15 protein-coding genes are annotated in these 19,802 nt (G+C 52.7%); 11 read left to right on the top strand and 4 right to left on the bottom strand.

Going from position 1 to position 19,802, the window contains the following annotated elements:
- Complete coding sequence (locus C557_RS0102975; RefSeq protein WP_018750339.1) at positions 1–696, top strand: L-ribulose-5-phosphate 4-epimerase; 696 nt, start codon at positions 1–3, stop codon at positions 694–696.
- A gap of 140 nt (positions 697–836) precedes the next feature.
- Positions 837–2,261 carry an L-arabinose isomerase gene (gene araA / locus C557_RS0102970; protein WP_018750338.1) on the top strand — a complete coding sequence of 475 codons (1,425 nt, stop codon included), beginning with the start codon at positions 837–839 and terminating at the stop codon, positions 2,259–2,261.
- 436 nt (positions 2,262–2,697) lie between these two features.
- Here araA and C557_RS0102965 read toward each other — a convergent pair whose 3' ends face one another.
- Positions 2,698–5,847 carry an S-layer homology domain-containing protein gene (locus tag C557_RS0102965; RefSeq protein WP_018750337.1) on the bottom strand — a complete coding sequence of 1,050 codons (3,150 nt, stop codon included), beginning with the start codon at positions 5,845–5,847 and terminating at the stop codon, positions 2,698–2,700.
- Between the two features lie 169 nt (positions 5,848–6,016).
- Here C557_RS0102965 and C557_RS0102960 point away from each other — a divergent pair, with 169 nt between their 5' ends.
- From C557_RS0102960 to C557_RS0102920, 9 genes are all read left to right on the top strand, one after another.
- On the top strand, positions 6,017–8,209 hold the full coding sequence (locus C557_RS0102960; protein ID WP_018750336.1) for an NB-ARC domain-containing protein: 2,193 nt from the start codon (positions 6,017–6,019) through the stop codon (positions 8,207–8,209).
- A gap of 353 nt (positions 8,210–8,562) precedes the next feature.
- Positions 8,563–10,422: a cache domain-containing sensor histidine kinase gene (locus C557_RS0102955; RefSeq protein ID WP_018750335.1), complete on the top strand. Its 1,860-nt coding sequence runs from the start codon at positions 8,563–8,565 to the stop codon at positions 10,420–10,422.
- Complete coding sequence (locus C557_RS0102950; RefSeq protein WP_018750334.1) at positions 10,394–11,563, top strand: response regulator transcription factor; 1,170 nt, start codon at positions 10,394–10,396, stop codon at positions 11,561–11,563. The genes C557_RS0102955 and C557_RS0102950 overlap by 29 nt, the downstream gene beginning before the upstream one ends.
- A gap of 195 nt (positions 11,564–11,758) precedes the next feature.
- The gene (locus C557_RS0102945; protein WP_018750333.1) at positions 11,759–13,057 is read left to right on the top strand and encodes an ABC transporter substrate-binding protein; all 1,299 of its coding nucleotides are present in this window, start codon (positions 11,759–11,761) and stop codon (positions 13,055–13,057) included.
- A 99-nt stretch (positions 13,058–13,156) separates the two neighbouring features.
- Positions 13,157–14,038, top strand: a complete 882-nt coding sequence (locus C557_RS0102940; RefSeq protein ID WP_018750332.1) for a carbohydrate ABC transporter permease — start codon at positions 13,157–13,159, stop codon at positions 14,036–14,038.
- Positions 14,035–14,853: a carbohydrate ABC transporter permease gene (locus C557_RS0102935; RefSeq protein ID WP_018750331.1), complete on the top strand. Its 819-nt coding sequence runs from the start codon at positions 14,035–14,037 to the stop codon at positions 14,851–14,853. Before C557_RS0102940 ends, C557_RS0102935 begins: the two co-directional genes overlap by 4 nt.
- Positions 14,854–14,943: 90 nt before the next feature.
- Positions 14,944–15,843, top strand: coding sequence for an ROK family protein (locus C557_RS0102930; RefSeq protein WP_018750330.1), 900 nt, complete (start codon positions 14,944–14,946; stop codon positions 15,841–15,843).
- 1 nt (position 15,844) lies between these two features.
- A complete protein-coding gene (locus C557_RS0102925; RefSeq protein ID WP_018750329.1) occupies positions 15,845–16,543 on the top strand; it encodes a copper homeostasis protein CutC in 699 nt (232 codons plus the stop codon).
- Positions 16,544–16,548: 5 nt separating this feature from the next.
- Complete coding sequence (locus tag C557_RS0102920) at positions 16,549–18,054, top strand: alpha-L-fucosidase (protein WP_040676362.1); 1,506 nt, start codon at positions 16,549–16,551, stop codon at positions 18,052–18,054.
- Between the two features lie 17 nt (positions 18,055–18,071).
- Here the strand turns inward: C557_RS0102920 and C557_RS22835 are convergent, their stop codons facing one another.
- Genes C557_RS22835 through C557_RS0102905 form a run of 3 tightly spaced genes read right to left on the bottom strand, consistent with a single transcriptional unit; the run spans position 18,072 to position 19,631 of the window.
- A complete protein-coding gene (locus C557_RS22835) occupies positions 18,072–18,905 on the bottom strand; it encodes a DUF817 domain-containing protein (RefSeq protein WP_018750327.1) in 834 nt (277 codons plus the stop codon).
- 11 nt (positions 18,906–18,916) lie between these two features.
- The gene (locus tag C557_RS0102910) at positions 18,917–19,138 is read right to left on the bottom strand and encodes a helix-turn-helix domain-containing protein (RefSeq protein ID WP_018750326.1); all 222 of its coding nucleotides are present in this window, start codon (positions 19,136–19,138) and stop codon (positions 18,917–18,919) included.
- 10 nt (positions 19,139–19,148) lie between these two features.
- Positions 19,149–19,631 (bottom strand): DUF2975 domain-containing protein, encoded by a 483-nt coding sequence (locus tag C557_RS0102905; protein WP_018750325.1) that lies wholly within the window; start codon positions 19,629–19,631, stop codon positions 19,149–19,151.
- Between the last annotated feature and the right edge of the window lie 171 nt (positions 19,632–19,802).

Genomic DNA, 19,802 nt, shown 5'->3' with positions numbered 1-19,802 from the left:
GTGTTAGAGCGATTAAAGGAACAGGTATATGAAGCAAATTTGGAGCTGCCCAAGCAGGGCCTGGTGAAATTCACCTGGGGCAATGTGAGTGCTGTTGACCGCGAGAGCCGTTTGTTTGTGATCAAACCTAGCGGTGTAAGCTACGAGACCATGAAGCCCAGCGATATGGTGGTTGTTGATTTCGACGGCAACGTAGTGGAAGGGGAGCTTAGACCTTCCTCAGATACAGCTACCCATGCCGTGCTCTACAAGCATTACGAGGAAATCGGCGGTATCGTGCATACACACTCCACCTGGGCAACAGCCTGGGCGCAGGCAGGACTGGATCTCTCGGTGATGGGAACGACACATGCCGACACCTTCTATGGAGCGGTGCCTTGCACCCGCTTTCTAACTCAAGCGGAGGTTGATGGCGGCTACGAGGCGGAGACGGGACGGCTCATTATTGAAACCTTTGAAGAGCGGGGTCTGGATGTTATGGCGGTGCCCGGGGTTTTGCTCAAGGGGCATGCACCTTTTACCTGGGGCAAGGATGCGAAATCTGCTGTGATGAATACCGTCGTACTGGAGGAAGTCGCAAAGATGAATTTGTTGGCGCGGCAATTGAACCCATCTGCCGAGGACCTGCCGCAATACATTCTGGATAAGCACTACTTGCGCAAGCATGGCAAGGACGCCTATTACGGGCAGAAATAGAAATGGCTCAAGCACCCGGGGGGCAGCGATCGGGAAGAACGCTCCGACCCGCAGCACCTTCTTGTCCTAATGCCAACCGCTGATTTTTGGTTTAGAGCCCAACGTATCCAATAAAATTAAAAGGGAAGAGGATGAATAACATGTCAACAGCCATTGCCAAGCAATTCTGGTTTGTCGTGGGGTCGCAGCATTTGTATGGGGAAGAGGTTCTTGCCGAGGTGAAGGCCCATGCTCAGACGATGACCGATGCATTGAACAAAAGCGGTGTCTTGCCATATCCGCTAGTATTGCAGGATTTAGCCGTGAGTGCGGACAAGATTACTTCCATCATGAAGGAAGTCAACTATCGGGACGAAGTGGCGGGTGTGATTACCTGGATGCATACGTTCTCCCCGGCCAAGATGTGGATTCGCGGTACAAAGCTATTACAGAAGCCTTTGCTTCATCTGGCTACCCAATATAATGAAAGCATTCCTTGGGCGACCATCGATATGGACTTTATGAACCTGAATCAGGCGGCACACGGTGACCGTGAATATGGGTTTATTAATGCAAGGTTGCAAAAGCAGAACAAAGTGGTAGTTGGCTATTGGGAGCGTCCGGAGGTACGGCAGCAGATTGCCGATTGGATGGATGTAGCTGTAGCTTACAATGAGAGCTTCAACATCAAGGTGGCGCGTTTTGGCGATAATATGCGCGATGTGGGAGTCACCGAGGGCGACAAGGTCGAAGCTCAAATCCAGTTCGGCTGGACGGTCGACTATTTTGGAATTGGTGATTTGGTAGCGTATGTAAATGCTGTGACGGATGAAGAGATTGACGCCTTATTTGCGGAATATGAAAAGCTGTACGATTTCGACTATGGCAACTATAGCAAGGAAGCTTGGGAAGCCAGCGTCAAGGTGCAGGCAAGCTATGAAATTGCCTTGAAGCGCTTCCTCGATCAGGGTGGCTACAATGCATTTACCTCGAATTTCCAGGACCTGCACGGCATGAAGCAGCTGCCGGGTCTGGCGGTACAACGTTTGATGGCCCAAGGGTATGGCTTTGCCGGGGAAGGCGACTGGAAAACAGCGGCGCTGGATCGCTTGCTGAAGGTGATGAGCCATAACCAGAATACCGGCTTCATGGAGGATTATACGTACGAGATGGCCACAGGTCAGGAGGCAATTCTGCAATCTCATATGCTGGAGGTCGATCCAAGTCTGGCTAGTAACAAGCCTAAAATTCTGGTATCGCCACTGGGCATTGGTGATCGGGAAGACCCGGCTCGTCTTGTGTTTGATGGCAAGGCCGGGGAAGGCGTTGTGGTGTCGATGGCCGACTTCGGGACCCATTACAAGCTGCTGATTAACGAAGTGACAGCCTTTGAGCCTACGGTTCCGGCTCCTAACCTGCCGGTGGCCCGTGTGTTATGGAAGGTGAAGCCGAACTTCCAGGACGGGGTAAAGGCCTGGATCGAGAACGGAGGCGGACACCATACGGTCGTGTCCTTGAATCTGACCACAGATCAAGTGGTTACGTATGCGAAGCTGGTGAATTTGGATTACGTTATTATTAAGTAATCAGGCATTTTATGCAAAGTGAGCAATGGGAAAAAATGACCGGAGCTCACTAAAAGCGCGGTGAACAATAAGGGGCTACGTCAACTTGTTCACCATATTTCCAAGGGGCTGCTCAGCAAGTCAGTGAACACTGACTACTGGCAGCCCCTTGTGTTTTACCTTTAGTGCGTGTTCAAAAAGTAGGGTTTGCAGGACCGAAGCTTATGCTTCCGATGTGCGTTTTTTCAAAACGCTTGAGTTGAATGAAGCCAGGGACTGAGTAGCGAAGTGTACGTATTGGGTACGTGAGCAACTCCAATGTTTCTGCAAGAAACATGCTACGGAAGCATACGCTTGGCCCGGCTGAATTCAAGATTCGATGTCGAATCTACTCCTCGAACAGCTTCGTCATGGGAAGACGGCTTTTTGAACAACCTCTTATAGATTTGGCGGTATTTTATTCGTTAATAAACCCGGCGTATTGCAGCATGTTGCGTATAACAGCGGCGCATTCGGCCCGGGTCGCAAGCTTCTGCGGGGCCAAAAGCGAATCCGTTACGCCCCGCATAACTTGGGTCCCAAGCAGCTGTGCGAACGGCTCCTTGGCCCAATCCGAAACGACCTGGCGATCGTTGAAGGTCGAGAGCACTGTAAGATCGGCAGTATCCCCCAGATTCCCGGTAAAATGAAGAGCCCGGGCGGTCATCGCAGCCATTTGCTCACGGTTGATCAGACCCTGTGGCTCGAAGGCTTCATTGTTGAAGCCGCTGATCAGTCCGGCTTGCCGGGCAGCCTCCACTGATCCGGCATACCAGGCCTGTGGCAATACATCGGTGAAGGTGGAGCTCCCGTCATGGGCCATTAAGCCGAGTGCATTCACGAGCATCGTGGCGAATTCAGCCCGGGTGACCGGCTGGTCCGGTGCAAAGGCATTGCTGGTTACCCCATCCACGATCAGCTTGTTTGCCAGCAGCTCGATGTCTTGCCGTGCCCAGTGGCCTTGAATATCCAAGAAGGATCGTTCCGTTCGGATCACGGCATAAAGACTGTTGTGCGGCGCGTAAAATACAGCGGAAGCGACCCCGTTAACTGTCTTGAAGACAGAAGGAACGAAATGTGCCTGTTGATGATCATCTATCCATACCACGGTATAGTTGGCAGGGGAGTGCATCGGATCGGTATCCAGGTTGGCGCCCAAGTCCAGAGTTAGCGAGCGCTCTAAATACAAATTGCCCCAATCGCTCCACTCTTGATCATCGATATATAACATGAATTGCACTGCGTCCGTAACCATGGCAACTCCCTGCTTGCCCAAAGTGCTGGCAATGGACTCGGACCAATCAGACATTGTTTTTCCGATAGCGACAGTTGCGAGCGTTCCGCCGGGAGAATTCAGCCACAACTCTAAAGGAAGACGATAGCTCGCTCCATCAACTTGGATAATAAGCTCTGCCCCGGGTCTATTCTCAAGGATATACTGAAGGACGGTCAGCGGCAGATCGATCTTAACCAGAGTATCGGTACCGTTCACCTCGAGAATTGCCGCATCGTTTTTCTCAAACATAGCTTTGGTCATGGCTGTGTCAAGGACCAGACGGCTAACGAGTCGTCCATCGGTCGAAGCTTCCCGCTTAACGGGCACTGAGACGTTTTGCCCGTTAATTTGTACCGTTTGAGTTGGTATCGGGGGTGGTGAAGCTGGCGGATTCGATCTAGTGTTATCGGAGTCACTTTCAGGCAAGGAACCTCCGCCTCCACCTCCGCCTGTTTTTCTTTCTTTTTTCAGCTCAATTCTCCCCGCATCAGTTGTCTCGCCTGCGGCAATCTGGACCGTGATGTCCTTGGACACATAACCGCGGGCAGATGCATGGAGGGTTCGCGTTCCCTCCGGAATGTCAGACAACATAAAAGCTCCCTGGGCATCGGCGGTCGTCTGATTTCCACCTATGGCAATCGTTGCACCGGTTAGTGGGGAACCTCCGCTTTCGCTTCCATACACCACTCCGGTAACGCCTCCGGTTGTTGGAGGAACGGTGTTATTGATCTCATTTGCTGTTAGCTTACGGCAGCCCCAGGCCTGAATCTCTCCATTGCTATTCACTTCATAGATGCTTAAATACTGACCAGCGCTTACGTTTTCAATATCACTCCCCGTTAAGTAGGCTGCTGTATCCCCGGGCAGAGCTTCGCCAAGCAGAGGGCGCTGCGGCTCCGAGTTGTTTAGGGAGTAAGCGAAGGCATGCTCCGGTGAGGAAGGAATCGCTGTTGCCTTGGCAGATCCATATACACTGCCCGGTTCAACGGTGAAGGCGGACAACTCCGGTGCTGCATCATCGACTTTTAGCTGAAGAAGAGCGTGAACACGGTTGAATCCTGCATCTGTGGCAGACAGGTCTACGGTAAATATGCCTGCTTGTTCCGGGCTGCCCAGCAGCATTCCTTCACTGTTGATGGACAGGCCATCCGGCAATCCGGTTGCGCTCCAGAGTAATCCCAGACCTGAGCCGTCAAACGCCTCAAGCTTCGCTGAATAGGTTGAGCCCTTAAACGCATGAGGCAGATTCACAGTCAGAATTTCAGAGCGCAAGTACGGGTATCCATCATTGATTAGCGGTGATATAGCCCAGGTATGGGAGAAGTCCCAGCCGGAGTATGTGCCGGGCTGCTTCATCTCGGCTGTCGTTTTGGCGGTTATCCCTTCCACGTCTCCGCTTTGTCCCGTCGTATCGGAATCGTAATAGGAATGGCTGGCGGATGCTTGGGCGAATAGGTTGGCTGCTAATCCCCCATAAATCTCATACCCGCTTGTCCCCGAGCGGTTGACATACCCTGTAGCGTAGCTGTTATTCACCTGGCCGTACACGATGAGTCCTAATAATCCTCCGGAGAACAAATAAGGCGGGCGATCAATGGCCGGACCTACCGTGCTTCCTCTGGCGTAGGAATTGCGGATTTCTCCGTTGCCTTGTGAACCAACCAGGCCGCCGATATAGATGTTGGGGCTGATGCTGCCTGTAACGGAGGCAAGGGAATATGATCGGGATATCGTCGAGTTTATCGCTTCTCCCGCCAGGCCCCCGGTTGAGGAATATTCATCGGCTGGTCGTTCTGAAGAGGTTTTCCCTTGAACGCTGCCAAGCGAAAAGGAGCGGTCTATGCTGCCTCCGTTTAGAAATCCGACCAGCGCCCCTGTAACGTCGCCTCCCTGAATCCGGACATCGACACCAAGATTTTTAATCGAGCCGGAAACTTCTCCAAAAAACCCGACTTTTTTGAAATCTCCGGACGCGATGGACACGCCGGAGACCCGGTGGCCGCGTCCGTCAAAGATGCCGCTGAAGGCCGGGGCTTCGTTCCCCCCGAGAGGGACCCAGGGAGAGCCGTTCAGATCGATATCGTTTACTAGCTGAATGTTCCGGTCCAAATACAACGATTGGTTCCGGTCTATATAAATCAACTGCCGGGCGTTAGAAACCTCGACCCAACCGTTGACCAGCGGCGGAGCTGCATCATCATCCTCCGCCCAAGCCGTGAGGTTCACCTGAGTTGGGGCCAATGCGGGCAAGATCAAAATGAAAGCTAGCAGCAATCTCCAAAATGGTTTCATCAAACAGTCCTCCATAGTCGATATAATGATAGAAATGATGAGTATTAGAAATTGAGAAAATCGAATTCACTCTTCCCTTTAGTTTAGTATTAAAATAACTGTAAACAGTCTCAAAAATGTTTCATTTTTTATATTACAAAATTTAAGGTTGAAGGGGGCGAGCATATATATGCTGCAAGAACTATCAAATCGCGGTGCCTCTGCTCGGCCCGTTATTGGATTTGACAAGCAGCGGGGCAGCTTTGGGGAATGGTTGTCCGATCCTCAGGCAGGCCCCCGGATTTTTTCCGTTTCAGGAATGGGGGGGATCGGCAAGACCACGCTGCTGCTGGAGCTGGCACAGCTTGCCAAAGCCGCGTCTGTTCTGACGTTATGGCTGGATGGGCAAAGTGAGTGTGCGACATCCGGCGATTTTTTACTGAGTCTCGAAATGATGTTGGAGAGCGAATATGGCAGAAAGCGCAGCCCGGATCAACCCCTGCTGACTTACATAGCCGGAGAACTGTCCCGTCAGCGGACGGTGCTGCTGGTGGATAACTGCGAAGGGATCGGGCGGCTGGAGGGGTGGCTGTTTTCCCGTTTCTTGCCCCGACTGGATGGGGCCTGCATATTGGTGGTGTTCGCCTCTCGCACGGGACTTTCGGCCAAGTGGCGCGCCAATCCCTATTGGGGCCCCAGGCTGGAGCCCATTCCTTTGCGTCTGTTCACACGCGAGGAGGTGCTTCAATATTTAAGCGGCAGTGGCCTTGAGCCTGATATGCGGATGGATATTGCACAAAAAACGGATGGTTACCCGCTTCTTCTGGCATTGACCACCGATCTGATCATTCGTTCCCGAGAGGAGCAGGGCGCCAGAAATCAGGCGGGTTCCCTGCGTGAAATTCCGGCTTTATTAAGCGTGGATCTGCTGAAGGAAGCTGCTTCTCCAGACTTATATCCTGCCTTGACCGCGCTGTCGCTGGTCCCCGCAGCGGATCAGCGGCTGCTTGAGCTTTTGCTCGAACATCCGGTTAACGATTTTAACTATTATGCGCTCTCCGAGCTATCCTTCGTTCGTGCAACGTCACAAGGCTTAAGCATGCATCATGTGGCATCACGTCTTCTGCGGGAGGATTATGCGCAGCGTTCTCCGCAATTGTTCCAAGCTGCTAGGGGGAGGGCACTTGAACTGCTAGCCGAACGGTTTCATGAAGTGGATAAGCGGCAGCAGATGCGCATAGCCGCTCATGTGCTGGAGGTTTATCGCGAATTCCTGCCAGCAGTTCATGCTTACGCTCATTTTTCCTCGACGTTACGGCTCTCCGAGCCTGAACCTTTCCAGCCAGAGGACCTGCCAACCATGCACCGGTTTATGGCTGCGTCCGTATCCGCAGCCGACTGGCAGTCGGAACTCGTTAAGCCGGAAGATTACCATTTGCTATTGGAGGATATCAGCCGTTGCTGCCCTGACGGTATTTGCGTTGTGCGTGATGCTACAGGGGAGCCGCTTGGATTTGTTGCAGGCTTATGGCTGCATGACCGTACGCTTCGTCTGTTTGAGCGCTATGCGCCAGGCTGGGAAGCGGTGCTGGGAGAGGAGGCGGACAAATTTCGCGGGCTCCCGCCGGAGGGGGCAGATACGCTGTTTGTACTGCTGGCTGCGGTTGATGTTACCCAAACGATTTATCAGCCGGAAGAGCTTGGCGCCCTTTTGATGCAGCAGTGGCTGGTGTATATGACAAGCGGCCTGCGCGGCATGCTAGTAACTGCCGACCCCCAGTTAAATACCCTGTTACCGCTCCTCGGCTTCCAGCGGAGAGCCAGCGCTCCATCCCTAAATGACAACATCTTATTCGGGGCCGATGGTGCTCGGGACGGCTCAGCACCATGGACAAAATGGGAGCTGGATTTCCGGCAAACTTCGTTTGATGCATGGATACAGCAGGTGATTCGGAAGACAGGCGGAAATAAGGTAGGCGATAATAACAACGCCGGTGAGGGGACTGCCCCCGAACCAGCGCTGACAAGCTTGAACCCGACTGTTGCTTCTCCCGCTGTTCATTTGGACGAGCAGGAGATGAAGCAGGTTTTGCGGCATCTATTCGACGATGCTGCTTTGGAGAAGCTTTCTGCCGTTCGGGCGCTTGCGCAGCGAGGTGTTAATATCGGGGAGCTAATCGAACGGATTTTGATGGAGCGTCCCCCCGAGCATCCGCTTACAGAGATGGAGCAGCAACTGCTGCGGGAAAGCTATGTGCAGCGCAGGAGGAATAAAAATCAGCTTGCCGAGGCTTATCATATGAGTCGGCCCACCTTCTATCGCCACTCGCGAACGGCTATCCGGCATCTTATTGCGGCCGTGAAGCGATTAACGGACAGCTAGATCAGTAATGCACGGGCCAATTATTGGCAGTGTCAATAACTCGTTTATAATATATTGCATGTACAAAGAAACGGTTGACCTGGTAAATGGGTGGGAGTCTCACTTCCATTTCCTGGTCAGCAGTTTCTTTTTTTGTTTAAATTTTACGTGAAAAAATATAACATAACGAAAAAATACAAAATTATTTAATGTAAGGTTTATGTCAAATAAAAAATCAGTATTTTCAAGTTCTTTACGACAACAGTATTCATATAAACATTGAAAAAACAGCGTTATTATTGAATTTTGGCCATGCGGCAGGACTTATTATCCTTTATAATAAAGCAAAAATAGAAACGGGGGGAGTGCCTCTGGTGCGGCGTTGGAATCAATTAACCTATCAAAGCAAGCTGTTTCTGTCGTTTCTCATGTTAGGTATTATCCCATCTGTAGTAATTGGAACCATGGCTTATTTTAAATCGGTAGATACTCTGGAGAGGCGAGTCAGTGAAGATCTCAGGGTCATCGCCGGACAGCTTAATGAGGCTATTCAACGTCAGGTAGAGGATGTAGATCGCTTCAGTACGTTTCCTTACTTTACCCCGGAGATTCTGGAGATTCTGGGCGAGCCGTATACGCCCCGCGAGCAATGGAGCTATCGCGAGATCGAAACACAGCGTCAATTCGCCAAGCTGCTTGTGACCTATCCCTCGATCTCAACAACGATCCAGGGAATTCTTTTTTTCAGTGACAAGGGGAATGTATATGGCTACCGAGTGAGTGACCGTTCATCGATCAATGAGACGATCAGCCCTGTAGAGGAGCCGTGGTATCGGGAGACGATAGAGCATGGGGGCGGCATTGCCATCTCTGGAATGCGCACGGAACGCCAGTTCAACAGCCCTCCGTTCAACACGATAACGGCCTCGCGGGTGCTGCTGAATGATGATTTTAGCACTGCCGGGATCATTGCCATCGATATTAATCCCGATTTTATTCAAAATATTGTCCGGTCCTTTCAGCTTGAAACAATGCATGTGCTGGTTGCCGATGAGAAGGGTGAACTTATCTATTCGACTCAAGGCACCGACAACCGGCAGTTCCTAGAGGCAGCGGCGGCGCAAGCCGAGAAGCTGGGGACAACGAAGGGCATGATTACTGTACCTGAACTAAGCGAGAGTCACCCGGCAGCAACGGGGGTCTATGCCTCTAGCGATTATCTTGGCTGGACAACGTACCTGCTCATCGACCGGCAGGAACTGCTGGAGGATGTGAATGTAATCCGTAATTTCACTATCATCCTGGTTGCGGTTTGTACAGTCCTTGCCGCTATTTTGTCGCTGTTGCTGGCTCGCGGACTGTCGAAGCCCATCCGTCGCTTGATCTCATCCATGCGCGAGGTGGAGCGTGGTGTATTTGCGCCGCCGACCGCGCCGTTAGCCAAGGGCGAGCTTGGGCAATTGCATCTCAGCTATGTGACGATGGTGCGCAGGCTCGACATGCTGATCCAGTCCATTGAGGAAAAGGAGCGACAGAAGCGTGAGGCGGAGCTGTATGCGCTGCGTGCCCGGATTGCCCCGCATTTCTTATACAACACGATCAACTCCATCCGCATGCTTGCTGTATTGCAGCAGTCGGACGCCATTGCGAAGCTGCTGCTATCGCTTGGCAAGCTGCTGCATGCCAATATGAAGCTTGACAGTGAACTGGTGCCGCTGTCCGCCGAACTGGAGCTGCTGCACCATTATGTACGATTAATGGAGCTGCGCTATACGAACCGCTTTCAGGTGGAATGGCAAGTGCAGGACGGGATTGCGGATGCCCTGGTGCTGCCAATGATTCTCCAGCCATTGATGGAGAACGCCATTTTCCATGGTTCACTGAATACGGACGGCATGCTGCGGATTGAGGTTGGTGCAACCCTGGTGGGCGATGGCACCGAGCTGCTGATCTGGATTGAAGATAACGGACAGGGCATAGATGCCCGGCGTGTCGCTGAACTGAATGCTGCGGAATCGTCGAAGGCCGCCTTGCAGGAACGGGCAAGTATTGGCATCGCTAATGTGCGAGACCGTATACAGCTTCGTTTCGGCTTGCCATATACCTTGAAGGTTGAGAGCGAACAAGGAGCCGGTACCAGAGTTACCGTGAATGTGCCGTACCAGGTACCAGGCGACCCGGTGCATAACAAAGGGGGAAAGGCTATTGTGGAATTTAATGGTGGTCGAGGATGAAACGATTGTACGCTTGGGGCTGCGTTATATGATGGACTGGAATGAGCTTGGCATCAACTGGAAGGCGGAGGCCTCGGGCGGTCAGGAAGCGCTGGAACTGCTGGAGAAGGAAGAGATTCACATTGTGATGACGGATATTCGTATGCCGGGTATGGACGGACTGACGTTAGCTCGTCAGATCAAGGAACGGTATGGCTGGATTCAGATTATTTTCTTTAGCAGCTTCGAGGATTTTCCTTATGTGAAGGAGGCCGTGCGGATCGGTGTCGTTGATTATTTGCACAAGCCAACGATGGAGCCTGAGGAGATTGCTGTGGCACTCAGGAAGGCCCACGCGAATTTGGAGGAACAGCAAGCGGCGGCTCCGGCAGGCTACACCGACAAGGAACGCGAGAGCTTTCTGCTGGAATGGCTGGAGGGCGAGGGCCCGCCAGAGGGGGCGGAGGATCACATTCGTCGCTTTGGGCTTAGAACATGGTTTGGAGCAGGATTTCAGCTCTCAATTTTGCATATTGAAGGTGAGGCGATGCCGGAACTGGCCCGCTTTATGTCCTTCCGCTACTACCTGGAGGAGTATGGGGCGCAAAAATGGGGCGGACTGCTTATAAGCCGCGAGCAATGCGAGTTGATCTGGCTTCTGCCTCGCGGAGGAGCCAGCCAGGATGAGGAAGCCATTCATGAGTATCTAAAGGAGTTGGAGCAGGGGTTATCCAACATGCTAGGCATCCGGGTGGCCTACACATACACCGGTATCTGGGGCGGGCTGGAGGAACTGCCAGAGGCATACCGGACCGCAGTAGCACAGCCTCTTGCCAGTGAAGGTGGCTACAGAGGAATTGTTCGGCTGGCCACCAGCTATATCGACCAGTATCTACTCAAGGATGTGACGCTGGCTCGAATTGCTGAAGAGGTTCATGTCAGTGTTAGTCACTTGAGCCGGGTGTTTCTGAAGGAAACCGGACAGCATTTTAATGAATATGTTACCGCCAAGAAGATGCTGCTGGCCCGCAAGATGCTGCGAGAAAGCAATTTGAAGGTATACGAGGTGGCCGAACAGCTTGGGTATGCGAACCCTAATTATTTCAGCAAGTTGTTTAAAGATGACATAGGCATGACACCGCTTGAGTTTCGTAATCAATAGCCTGTTTAGCTGCAGATAGCAAAAAAATAGAGGAGAACAGCAAATTTCATCTATTCATAGCTAATTCAATGTAAAGAGCCCCGAACAACTCGGCAAGAATCCACAGTAAAGCAACAAATCGATATGGTAGTTTACCTGACACATTAGCAGTAACATAGGGTTAAGAAGTTTAATTCATGTCAGGGAGGCTAACATATGGGAAGAAAAGGTGGGTTATGGTGGTTAACAGCAATTTGTCTCAGCTTGATTCTGGTACTCGCAGGTTGTGGCAGCAATAATGGCAGCAGTGCAACCAACTCGGAGCCTGGGGCGTCCGGTGGAACGAATCCGGCAAGCGGCACAGAAGATAAAGAGCCGGTGACGCTCAAGCTGACAACCTGGAACCCGATCAGCCAGACGGTCATCGACAAGTTCCAGAAGGAGTATCCTTGGATTACGATCGAGCATGACAAAGTATACGATCAATTCCGCGAGATCATCCGCACCCGGATTGTCTCCAAAGCGGATATGGATATGACCTGGTTATTCCCTAACCAAGTCGTCGACTTCTCCAAGGAAGGAGCTTTGATGGACATCAGCGGCAGTCCTTGGCTGAGCAATTACTTGGAGGCGGCGGTTGACCTTGGCACCGTGGATGGCAAGACATACGGTGTTCCTTATAACAGCCAACCCATTGTGATGTTCTACAACAAAACCTTGTTCGATGAGCTGGGGTTGTCCGTTCCCAAGACCTGGGAAGAAATGATGGAGGTCAGCGAGGCTATCAAGGCTAGCGGCATAGCTCCTATGGTCATCGGTAGTAAGGATGGTTGGGCTACCCAGTTCCTGGCGACGGCACAATTCGGTCTGTATAAGCATGACAACCCGAAGGTATTTGCACAATTGGCTAATGGGGAGAAGAAATGGACCGATCCGGAATTTACAACCTTCTTCGATGGATTGAAGGAATTAGTAGATAAAGGCTATCTGCTGGAGAACTCCGTTGGTTTGAGCTATGACCAGGTGGCCCATGTATTCAAAGAGGGCAAAGCCGCCATGTGGCCAATGGGCGAATGGGGCTATAGCGAGAACTTTGATGCGAGCTTTGATAGCTTCGAGCTTGGAGCATTCCCCATTCCGGTTAACCGCGGTGACCAGCCGCTCGTTACGAACCTTGTATCTGACAACTTGCTGGTTGGCGTAAGCTGGAGCAAACATCAGGAAGAGATCAAACTGTTCATGGAATTCGTTGCCCGGCAGGACATTGCTCAAATCTGGTCTGAGGAGACGAGGCAGGCCGTTACAGTCAAGGGGGGGACCTCCAGCACCTACAGCCCGCTTGCAACTGCACTGCAACCGCTCATCGATGCTACGGAAGCACAGATTTTCCCGAGTATGACCGCATCAATTGAACCCGTGATGTTCCCGATTTTCCAACAGATTCTGCTGAAGCAGGATGTGGATATGGTGAAGCTGTTGGAGCAAATGCAGGCCGCACAGGACAAAGACATCTAGGGAGCTGAGGGGGGCGTGTCTGGTCATTAGGCAGAGTTGGCTGTCCCCAGCCCCAGCATCCTCAGACACGCCTAGTCGCCTGCATAGGGAGGTTTGGCAATGAAATTCATGAGCTTACGCAATTACTTCTTATTTGTTGCTCCTGCACTGCTGATTTATTTGGTCTTCTTCGCCGGTCCGATCTTCAGCGGTCTTTATTACGGCTTTACAGATTGGAATGGCTTCTCTTTTAAAGCGGATTGGGTAGGATTGGAGAATTTCCGGGAGGCTTTTCGCGACCCTCTGCTCCTGACCGCATTAAAAAATATGGTCATACTCTCCATTGTAGTCATTGTGCTGCAGCATAGCTTCTCCATCTTGCTCGCCGTGCTGCTGGACCAGAAGGTGAAGGGCGTTGTCTGGATGCGAGCGGTTATCTTTTTCCCGGTCATCCTGAACACGGTCGTGATCGGTTACGTATGGAGCTATATGTACGCGCCCATGGTTGGCTTCCTGCCCAGGTTGTTCACGGCACTGGGTCTGGATGGCCTGGCACAGCTCGACCCGCTAGGCGATCCGAGGCTGGCTATCTACGCTATAGCATTTGTCATGGTCTGGCAATACACGGGTTATTCCATGATGATCTATTTGGCGGGCTTGCAGTCCGTATCAGGAGAGATTTATGAGGCGGCAAGTATTGACGGTGCCGGTCCCTTTAATAAATTTTTCAAAGTTACGCTGCCGCTCCTGATTCCTTCCATTATTGTGAATACGGTGTTATCCGTGATCGGTTGTATGAAAATGTTTGAACATGTCTTTATCATGACCCAGGGCGGGCCAGCCAACTCGACCCAGACCTTCGGAATTATGATCTACCAGTATGCCTTCAAGACCTCACAGATGGGCTACGGCACAGCCATGGCGATGATTTTGTCAGTGATGATTTTGCTGGCAACCTTCATTCAGATCAAATTGCTTAGCCGGTTGGAGGTGACGAATTGACGACTAATTTGCAAAAAGCCTTCATATATACAATTTTAGCTATCGCGCTCATTATTGTGCTGGTGCCGATGGGCGTCATGATTACAGTCTCGCTGCAAACTTCGTCTTCGGTCAATCCGCTGGCATTGCCCCGTGATCCGCAATGGAGCAACTACGTAGAAGCGCTGCGTACCGGGAACCTGCTGCCGTATTTTAGCAACAGTATCCTGGTACTCGTCATCACCACTGCGGTAGCGATTGCCATCGCTGTGCTAGCGGCCTATGGCCTGCATCACGGCAGAAGGTACAAGTCCGATGTACTGTCGACCTTCTTCCTGATGGGGATGATTTTACCCGCATTCTCCGGTACGATTCCGGCATTCCTGGTATTGCGCGAGATTCACCTGCTGAATACTCATATCGGGCTGTCTTTGATTCAGATTGCTTCGGGTTTGGCGCTGCCAATTTTCTTATACGTCAATTTCTTTAAGACCGTGCCCAGAGAGATTGAAGAAGCTGCGGTGGTGGATGGTTGCGGGCCATGGCGGACGTTCATCCGGATTATTTTCCCGCTGACACTTCCAATAACCGCGACAACTGTCATCGTTGTGGCTATCAACTCCTGGAATGACTTCTTTAATCCGCTTATCTATTTGTCTTCACCCGAGATGCGGACCCTGCCGGTTGGGCTGATGGCGTTCAAAAGCCAATACAACACGAACTGGCCGCAAATGTTCGCCGGGGCCACGCTGGTGGCCTTGCCAATTATCATTCTGTACATGTTCGTGCAACGGTTCATAATCAAGGGAATGGTTGGCGGTGCGGTGAAGGGCTAAGCGACGAGAACATCTGATCAAGCTGCCCGCTGATCGGGCTGCGAAAGCCATGCGCCTGGCAGTCACAGGCATGAGAGAGGGGCGCGTTAAATGAAGGAGAGCTATATCGGTCTCGATCTCGGGGGTACCGGCATTAAGGCTGCACGGGTTGACGAGGATGGGGCCATTATTGCCAGAGCCGGGAGAGTGACGCCAACCGCCGAGGGTCGAGAAGGGATTTTTCATGCGGTCCGGCAGGTCATTGAAGAACTGCTTGAGCAGAATTCACAGGTCCGCGGTATCGGCATCGGTACGGCGGGCTGGGTGGAGCCGGACACTGGCAAGGTGCTCTTCGCGAACAACAACCTGCCGGGCTGGACTGGCATGCCGCTCCGCGAGGCAGTGGAGCAGGCCTTCTCGTTGCCTGCTGCTGTGGAAAACGATGCCAATGCGGCTGCGCTAGGGGAAGGTTGGCTTGGTTCCGCCTTGCCTTACCGCCATTACGCCATGCTGACACTGGGCACTGGTGTCGGTGGCGCTGTGGTGCTGGATGGCCGCATCATCACTGGCCGCAAAGGGGCTGCCGGGGAGTTCGGCCACATGGTGCTGTACCCAGGCGGCATCTCATGTAGCTGTGGACAGCGCGGCTGCATGGAGCACTATGTATCCGGTCGAGCGCTTGGCCGACTGGCGGCGGAGGTTCATCCGGCATGGGACGGCCGTCGCCTACTGGAGGCGTTCGCCGCAGGAGACGATGCGGCAGTGCCGGCTGTAGAGCGTTACTTCACCGACCTTAGCCTGGCTGTGCACAATATTCAGTCATTCCTCGACCCGGAGGCCATTATCTTGGGCGGTGGCGTAGCCGACTCCCATCCGTTGTGGCTGGAAGCATGGAAGCTGCGGCTGGCTGAGCTGACGCCGCTGCAGATCACTCTGATTCCCGCATCCCTTGGGAATGAAGCAGGAATTCTTGGTGCCGCCCGAGCGATCATGCAGAAGGTGAGGAATTAGAGTGCTGCTTGAAGTTATCGCCACGACGGCAGAGGATGCATGGCTTGCCGAGCAAGGGGGCGCGGATCGCATTGAGCTGATTACTGCGTTTCCTGAAGGCGGGCTAACGCCGTCGCTTGGATTAATCGAAGAGGTTCGTACACGGGTGAGCCTTCCGGTGCGGGTGATGATTCGCCCCCATGCGCGCTCCTTTGTATATAGCCGACTGGATGCGGAGACGATGCTGCGTGATGTGCGCCATGTCGCGGCCATCCCGGGGCTTGGCTTGGTAACAGGGATGCTCCGCGCAGACGGCACGGTTGATGAAGAGCTGCTCACGGAGCTGCTCGCAGCGGCTGAGGGCTGCCCGGTGACGTTCCATCGGGCGTTTGATGAGGCTGGCGATTTGGCGGCTGCTTATACGGTATTGGCCAAGTATCCGCAAGTGACCGACTTGTTAACCTCCGGCGGGGCCAATACTGCCGCCCCTCAGGGGATGGCTTCCATTGCGGGCCTGATCCATCGCTCTGCAGGCGGCGGCCCTGTTGTTCTGTGCGGCAGCGGTCTGAATATCGACAATTTGCCTGATTTCCTGGCTCGCACAGGAGCCAAGCGGATTCACCTTGGGTCCGCAGTGAGGGAAGGCGGCGACCCGCGCAGGCCGGTTGATCCAGCCAAGGTTGAGGAAGTGCGCAGCCTGCTACATTCATGGAAGAGGTGAAAAGCATGTCGCAACAAGAGCAGCGCGAGCTGCGCCAGCAGAAGAAGCAAGAGATTAATGTCTCGATCAAGAACGGCCCTTATTTGGCGGATTGGGGGTCTTTGAAGGGGTATACCGTTCCCCGTTGGTATGAGGATGCGAAGTTTGGCATTTTCATCCATTGGGGTGTCTATTCTGTACCCGCCTTCGGGACGGAATGGTACGCTCGCAATATGTATAGGGAAGGTACTGAGGTCTACGAGCATCATGTGCAAACTTATGGTACACCGGATCAATTTGGCTATAAGGATTTCATTCCGATGTTCACCGCAGAGAAATTTGATGCGGAGGAATGGGCAGCGCTCTTCAAACGGGCTGGAGCAGCGTTTGTCGTACCCGTCGCTGAGCATCACGACGGCTTTGCGATGTATGACAGTCCATTTTCTGAATGGACTGCAGCCCGGATGGGGCCCAAACGTGATGTCATTGGAGAACTGGCGGCCGCAGTGCGCCGCCATTATATGACCTTCGGAGTCTCGTCCCACAGGGCGGAGAATTGGTGGTATTACAACGGAGGCCGTGAGCTGCCGTCCGATGTGCAGGACCCGCAATACGCCGAGCTATACGGCCCGGCGCAGGCCTGTTGCGGGGACCCGGCATATCCCTTGCCGATTTTGCCGCCGAATGAGGAATTTCTGGACGACTGGTTCGTACGCACCTGCGATTTGATCGACCGTTATGGTCCGCAGCTTGTCTACTTCGACTGGTGGATTGAGCAACCGGTATTCAAGCCGTATCTGCAAAAACTGGCGGCCTACTATTACAACAAAGCGGCTGAATGGGGCCAGGGCGCAGTAATCAACTATAAATTCGATGCCTTTGCTGAAGGTACAGCAGTCTATGATATGGAGCGTGGACAATTGGCTGATATACATCCAAGTGTCTGGCAGACCTGTACTTCGGTGGGGGAGACCGCCTGGTGCTACATTGCTGACCACAAATACAAGTCGGTGCAGACCATCCTTGGTGACCTGGTTGATATCGTCAGTAAGAACGGCGTTATGCTGCTGAATATTGGGCCGCGTGCCGATGGGACGATCCCCGAGGAAGAGCAGCGGATGCTGCTGGAGATCGGTGACTGGCTCGCGGTGAACGGCGAAGCCATCTATGGCACAAGACCGTGGAAGGTGTACGGTGAGGGACCAACGCAGATCGTGAGCGGAACCTTTAATGATACAAAGCGCAGCCCATTTACCGGGCGCGACATTCGGTTTACATCCCGGGGCGAAGGAATCTTATACGCCACGGTGATGGGCTGGCCGGAGGATGGCGTCGCAGTAATCGAGACGCTGGGCATCCGCGGCAAGCTGCTGCCAGGTGAGATTGGCAAGCTGGAGCTGCTAGGCTGGAAGGGTGAACTGGAGTGGAGCCGGGAAGAACTGGCGCTGAAGGTCAGCCTGCCAGAGGCGATGGCGACTCGCGGAATGCCAGTGCTGCGCATAGAGTACAATGCCGTGGGCACCGCCAGATAAATCTGCTTCAGCGCGGCTTAACGTTGTGGCGTGTGGACCTTGGCGGCCCGATGATCTAGCGCTGGCTTTGTGTCCTTGCACTTGTTCTTGACCTGCTTTAGTGCGGCGACAATCAGGAAGCTGATGATGACAAGCAGTAGCCAGGAGCTAATCTTGCCAATATGAACGAGATGCCAGCCCCCCGTTTGATTCGGATATTTCCATGCGCTGAAGAAGGTGGCGATATTTTCGGCCACCCAGATGAAAAAGCCGATCAGTACGAAGGACAGGACGAGCGGCATATGGTAGCGCTTAACACCCACTTCGTAATGCACGTGGGTCCGCCAGAACACGAGGACGACCCATGCAAACAGCCACCAGCGTATATCGATCCAGAAATGATGAGTAAAGAAGTTCAGATAGATCATCGCTGCCAGCGGCACGCTGAGCCAGAGCGGCGGGAAGTGTTCAAGCCTGATACTAAGCCGCCGCCAGGCCTGGCATAGATAGCTGGCTACGCTGGCATACATGAATCCGCTGTAGAGCGGGACGCCGTTCACCTTGGCCAAGCCTTCCTCGGGATAAGACCAGGACCCCATATGAACCTTGAACATTTCCAAGGCCAAGCCAATCAGGTGAAAGACGCTAATGACCTTAAGCTCATCACTGGTCTCCAGCCCGGAGCGGACCATCCAGACCTGCATGGCCAGACAGATAATGAGCAGCCAGTCGTAGCGGGAAAGCCAAGGAAAAGGCAGAAGCTGGGTCAGGGCGAGCGACGCAAAGATCACAACTGGAAATAGGCAAGATAAAGCCTGTTGCCAGCCGAAGCGAACCAATTGCTGCATGGCGTGCCATATGTGCTGCTTCATTGTTCACCCCCTTATTCCTTCGCCTCAATATCACTTCTATATTCCAGAAGATCTCCGGGCTGGCAGTCCAGGGCTTCACAGATGGCCTCCAGTGTAGAGAAACGAATGGCCTTGGCCTTGCCGTTCTTCAAGATCGATAGATTGGCCATCGTAATTCCTACCTTTTCGGAGAGTTCCGTGACACTCATCTTCCGTTTGGCCAGCATGACATCAACATTTACTATGATTGCCAATGGATTCACCTCAGATCGTCAGATCATTTTCTGTTTTTATCTGGATCGCGCTGGTCAATAGCCGTTGCAGCACTGCCGCGAAGACAGCAATGACAGCAGAGGCAAAAGCAATGACTAGACCTAACGCAGCAAGTCCGGGGGCATCATCCTTTTCAGCAATGATCAGCAGGATGGGTAGAAGAGCGACATAAATGATGGTGATCGCTACCCCGCAGTTTCTAATTTGTCTCAGAGCGTTCACCGATCCCTCGGAGAAGGCTGTATTCCGATCAATCATGCCCAGCAGCTTGAGCGTCTGATATAACGCAAAGAAGAACGGCAGCGCAGCGACGTAAAGTCCCAAGATAATGGGGAGCCATACGTATGGTGGGTAATATCTGATCAACTCGCTCCCGATTTGGGGCAGCACAATTAGGGCTATAGCAAGCACGCCGATTCCCATCAGGAAGACAACAACTCGCAAAAAAAGCGTCGAACCTTGCTTTGATTTCATCACACAAGCACCTCGCGAACATTTAGTATGGGATTAATTTAGCATAATATTTATCGTTTTACAATAAATATTTATTATTTTTAGTAATAAAAATATTGTTAAGCGCAGTTCTCTACCATTGAATTATTGGACTTGGAGAGGGCTATGGGATAGAATGTTAACCCTCGGAAC

The sequence above is a fragment of the Paenibacillus sanguinis 2301083 = DSM 16941 genome (genome assembly GCF_000374825.1).
In the GTDB taxonomy this organism is placed as follows: domain Bacteria; phylum Bacillota; class Bacilli; order Paenibacillales; family Paenibacillaceae; genus Fontibacillus; species Fontibacillus sanguinis.
Note: the sequence above shows the minus strand (reverse complement) of the source record. Positions and strands in the feature narration are given on the sequence as shown.

Coding starts and splice junctions, on each gene's coding strand:
- C557_RS0102930 (WP_018750330.1), top strand. CDS start 14,944: ATGAAGGAGAGCTATATCGGTCTCGATCTCGGGGGTACCGGCATTAAG.
- C557_RS0102945 (WP_018750333.1), top strand. CDS start 11,759: ATGGGAAGAAAAGGTGGGTTATGGTGGTTAACAGCAATTTGTCTCAGC.
- C557_RS0102940 (WP_018750332.1), top strand. CDS start 13,157: ATGAAATTCATGAGCTTACGCAATTACTTCTTATTTGTTGCTCCTGCA.
- C557_RS0102965 (WP_018750337.1), bottom strand. CDS start 5,847: ATGAAACCATTTTGGAGATTGCTGCTAGCTTTCATTTTGATCTTGCCC.
- C557_RS0102960 (WP_018750336.1), top strand. CDS start 6,017: ATGCTGCAAGAACTATCAAATCGCGGTGCCTCTGCTCGGCCCGTTATT.
- C557_RS0102905 (WP_018750325.1), bottom strand. CDS start 19,631: ATGAAATCAAAGCAAGGTTCGACGCTTTTTTTGCGAGTTGTTGTCTTC.
- araA (WP_018750338.1), top strand. CDS start 837: ATGTCAACAGCCATTGCCAAGCAATTCTGGTTTGTCGTGGGGTCGCAG.
- C557_RS22835 (WP_018750327.1), bottom strand. CDS start 18,905: ATGAAGCAGCACATATGGCACGCCATGCAGCAATTGGTTCGCTTCGGC.
- C557_RS0102920 (WP_040676362.1), top strand. CDS start 16,549: ATGTCGCAACAAGAGCAGCGCGAGCTGCGCCAGCAGAAGAAGCAAGAG.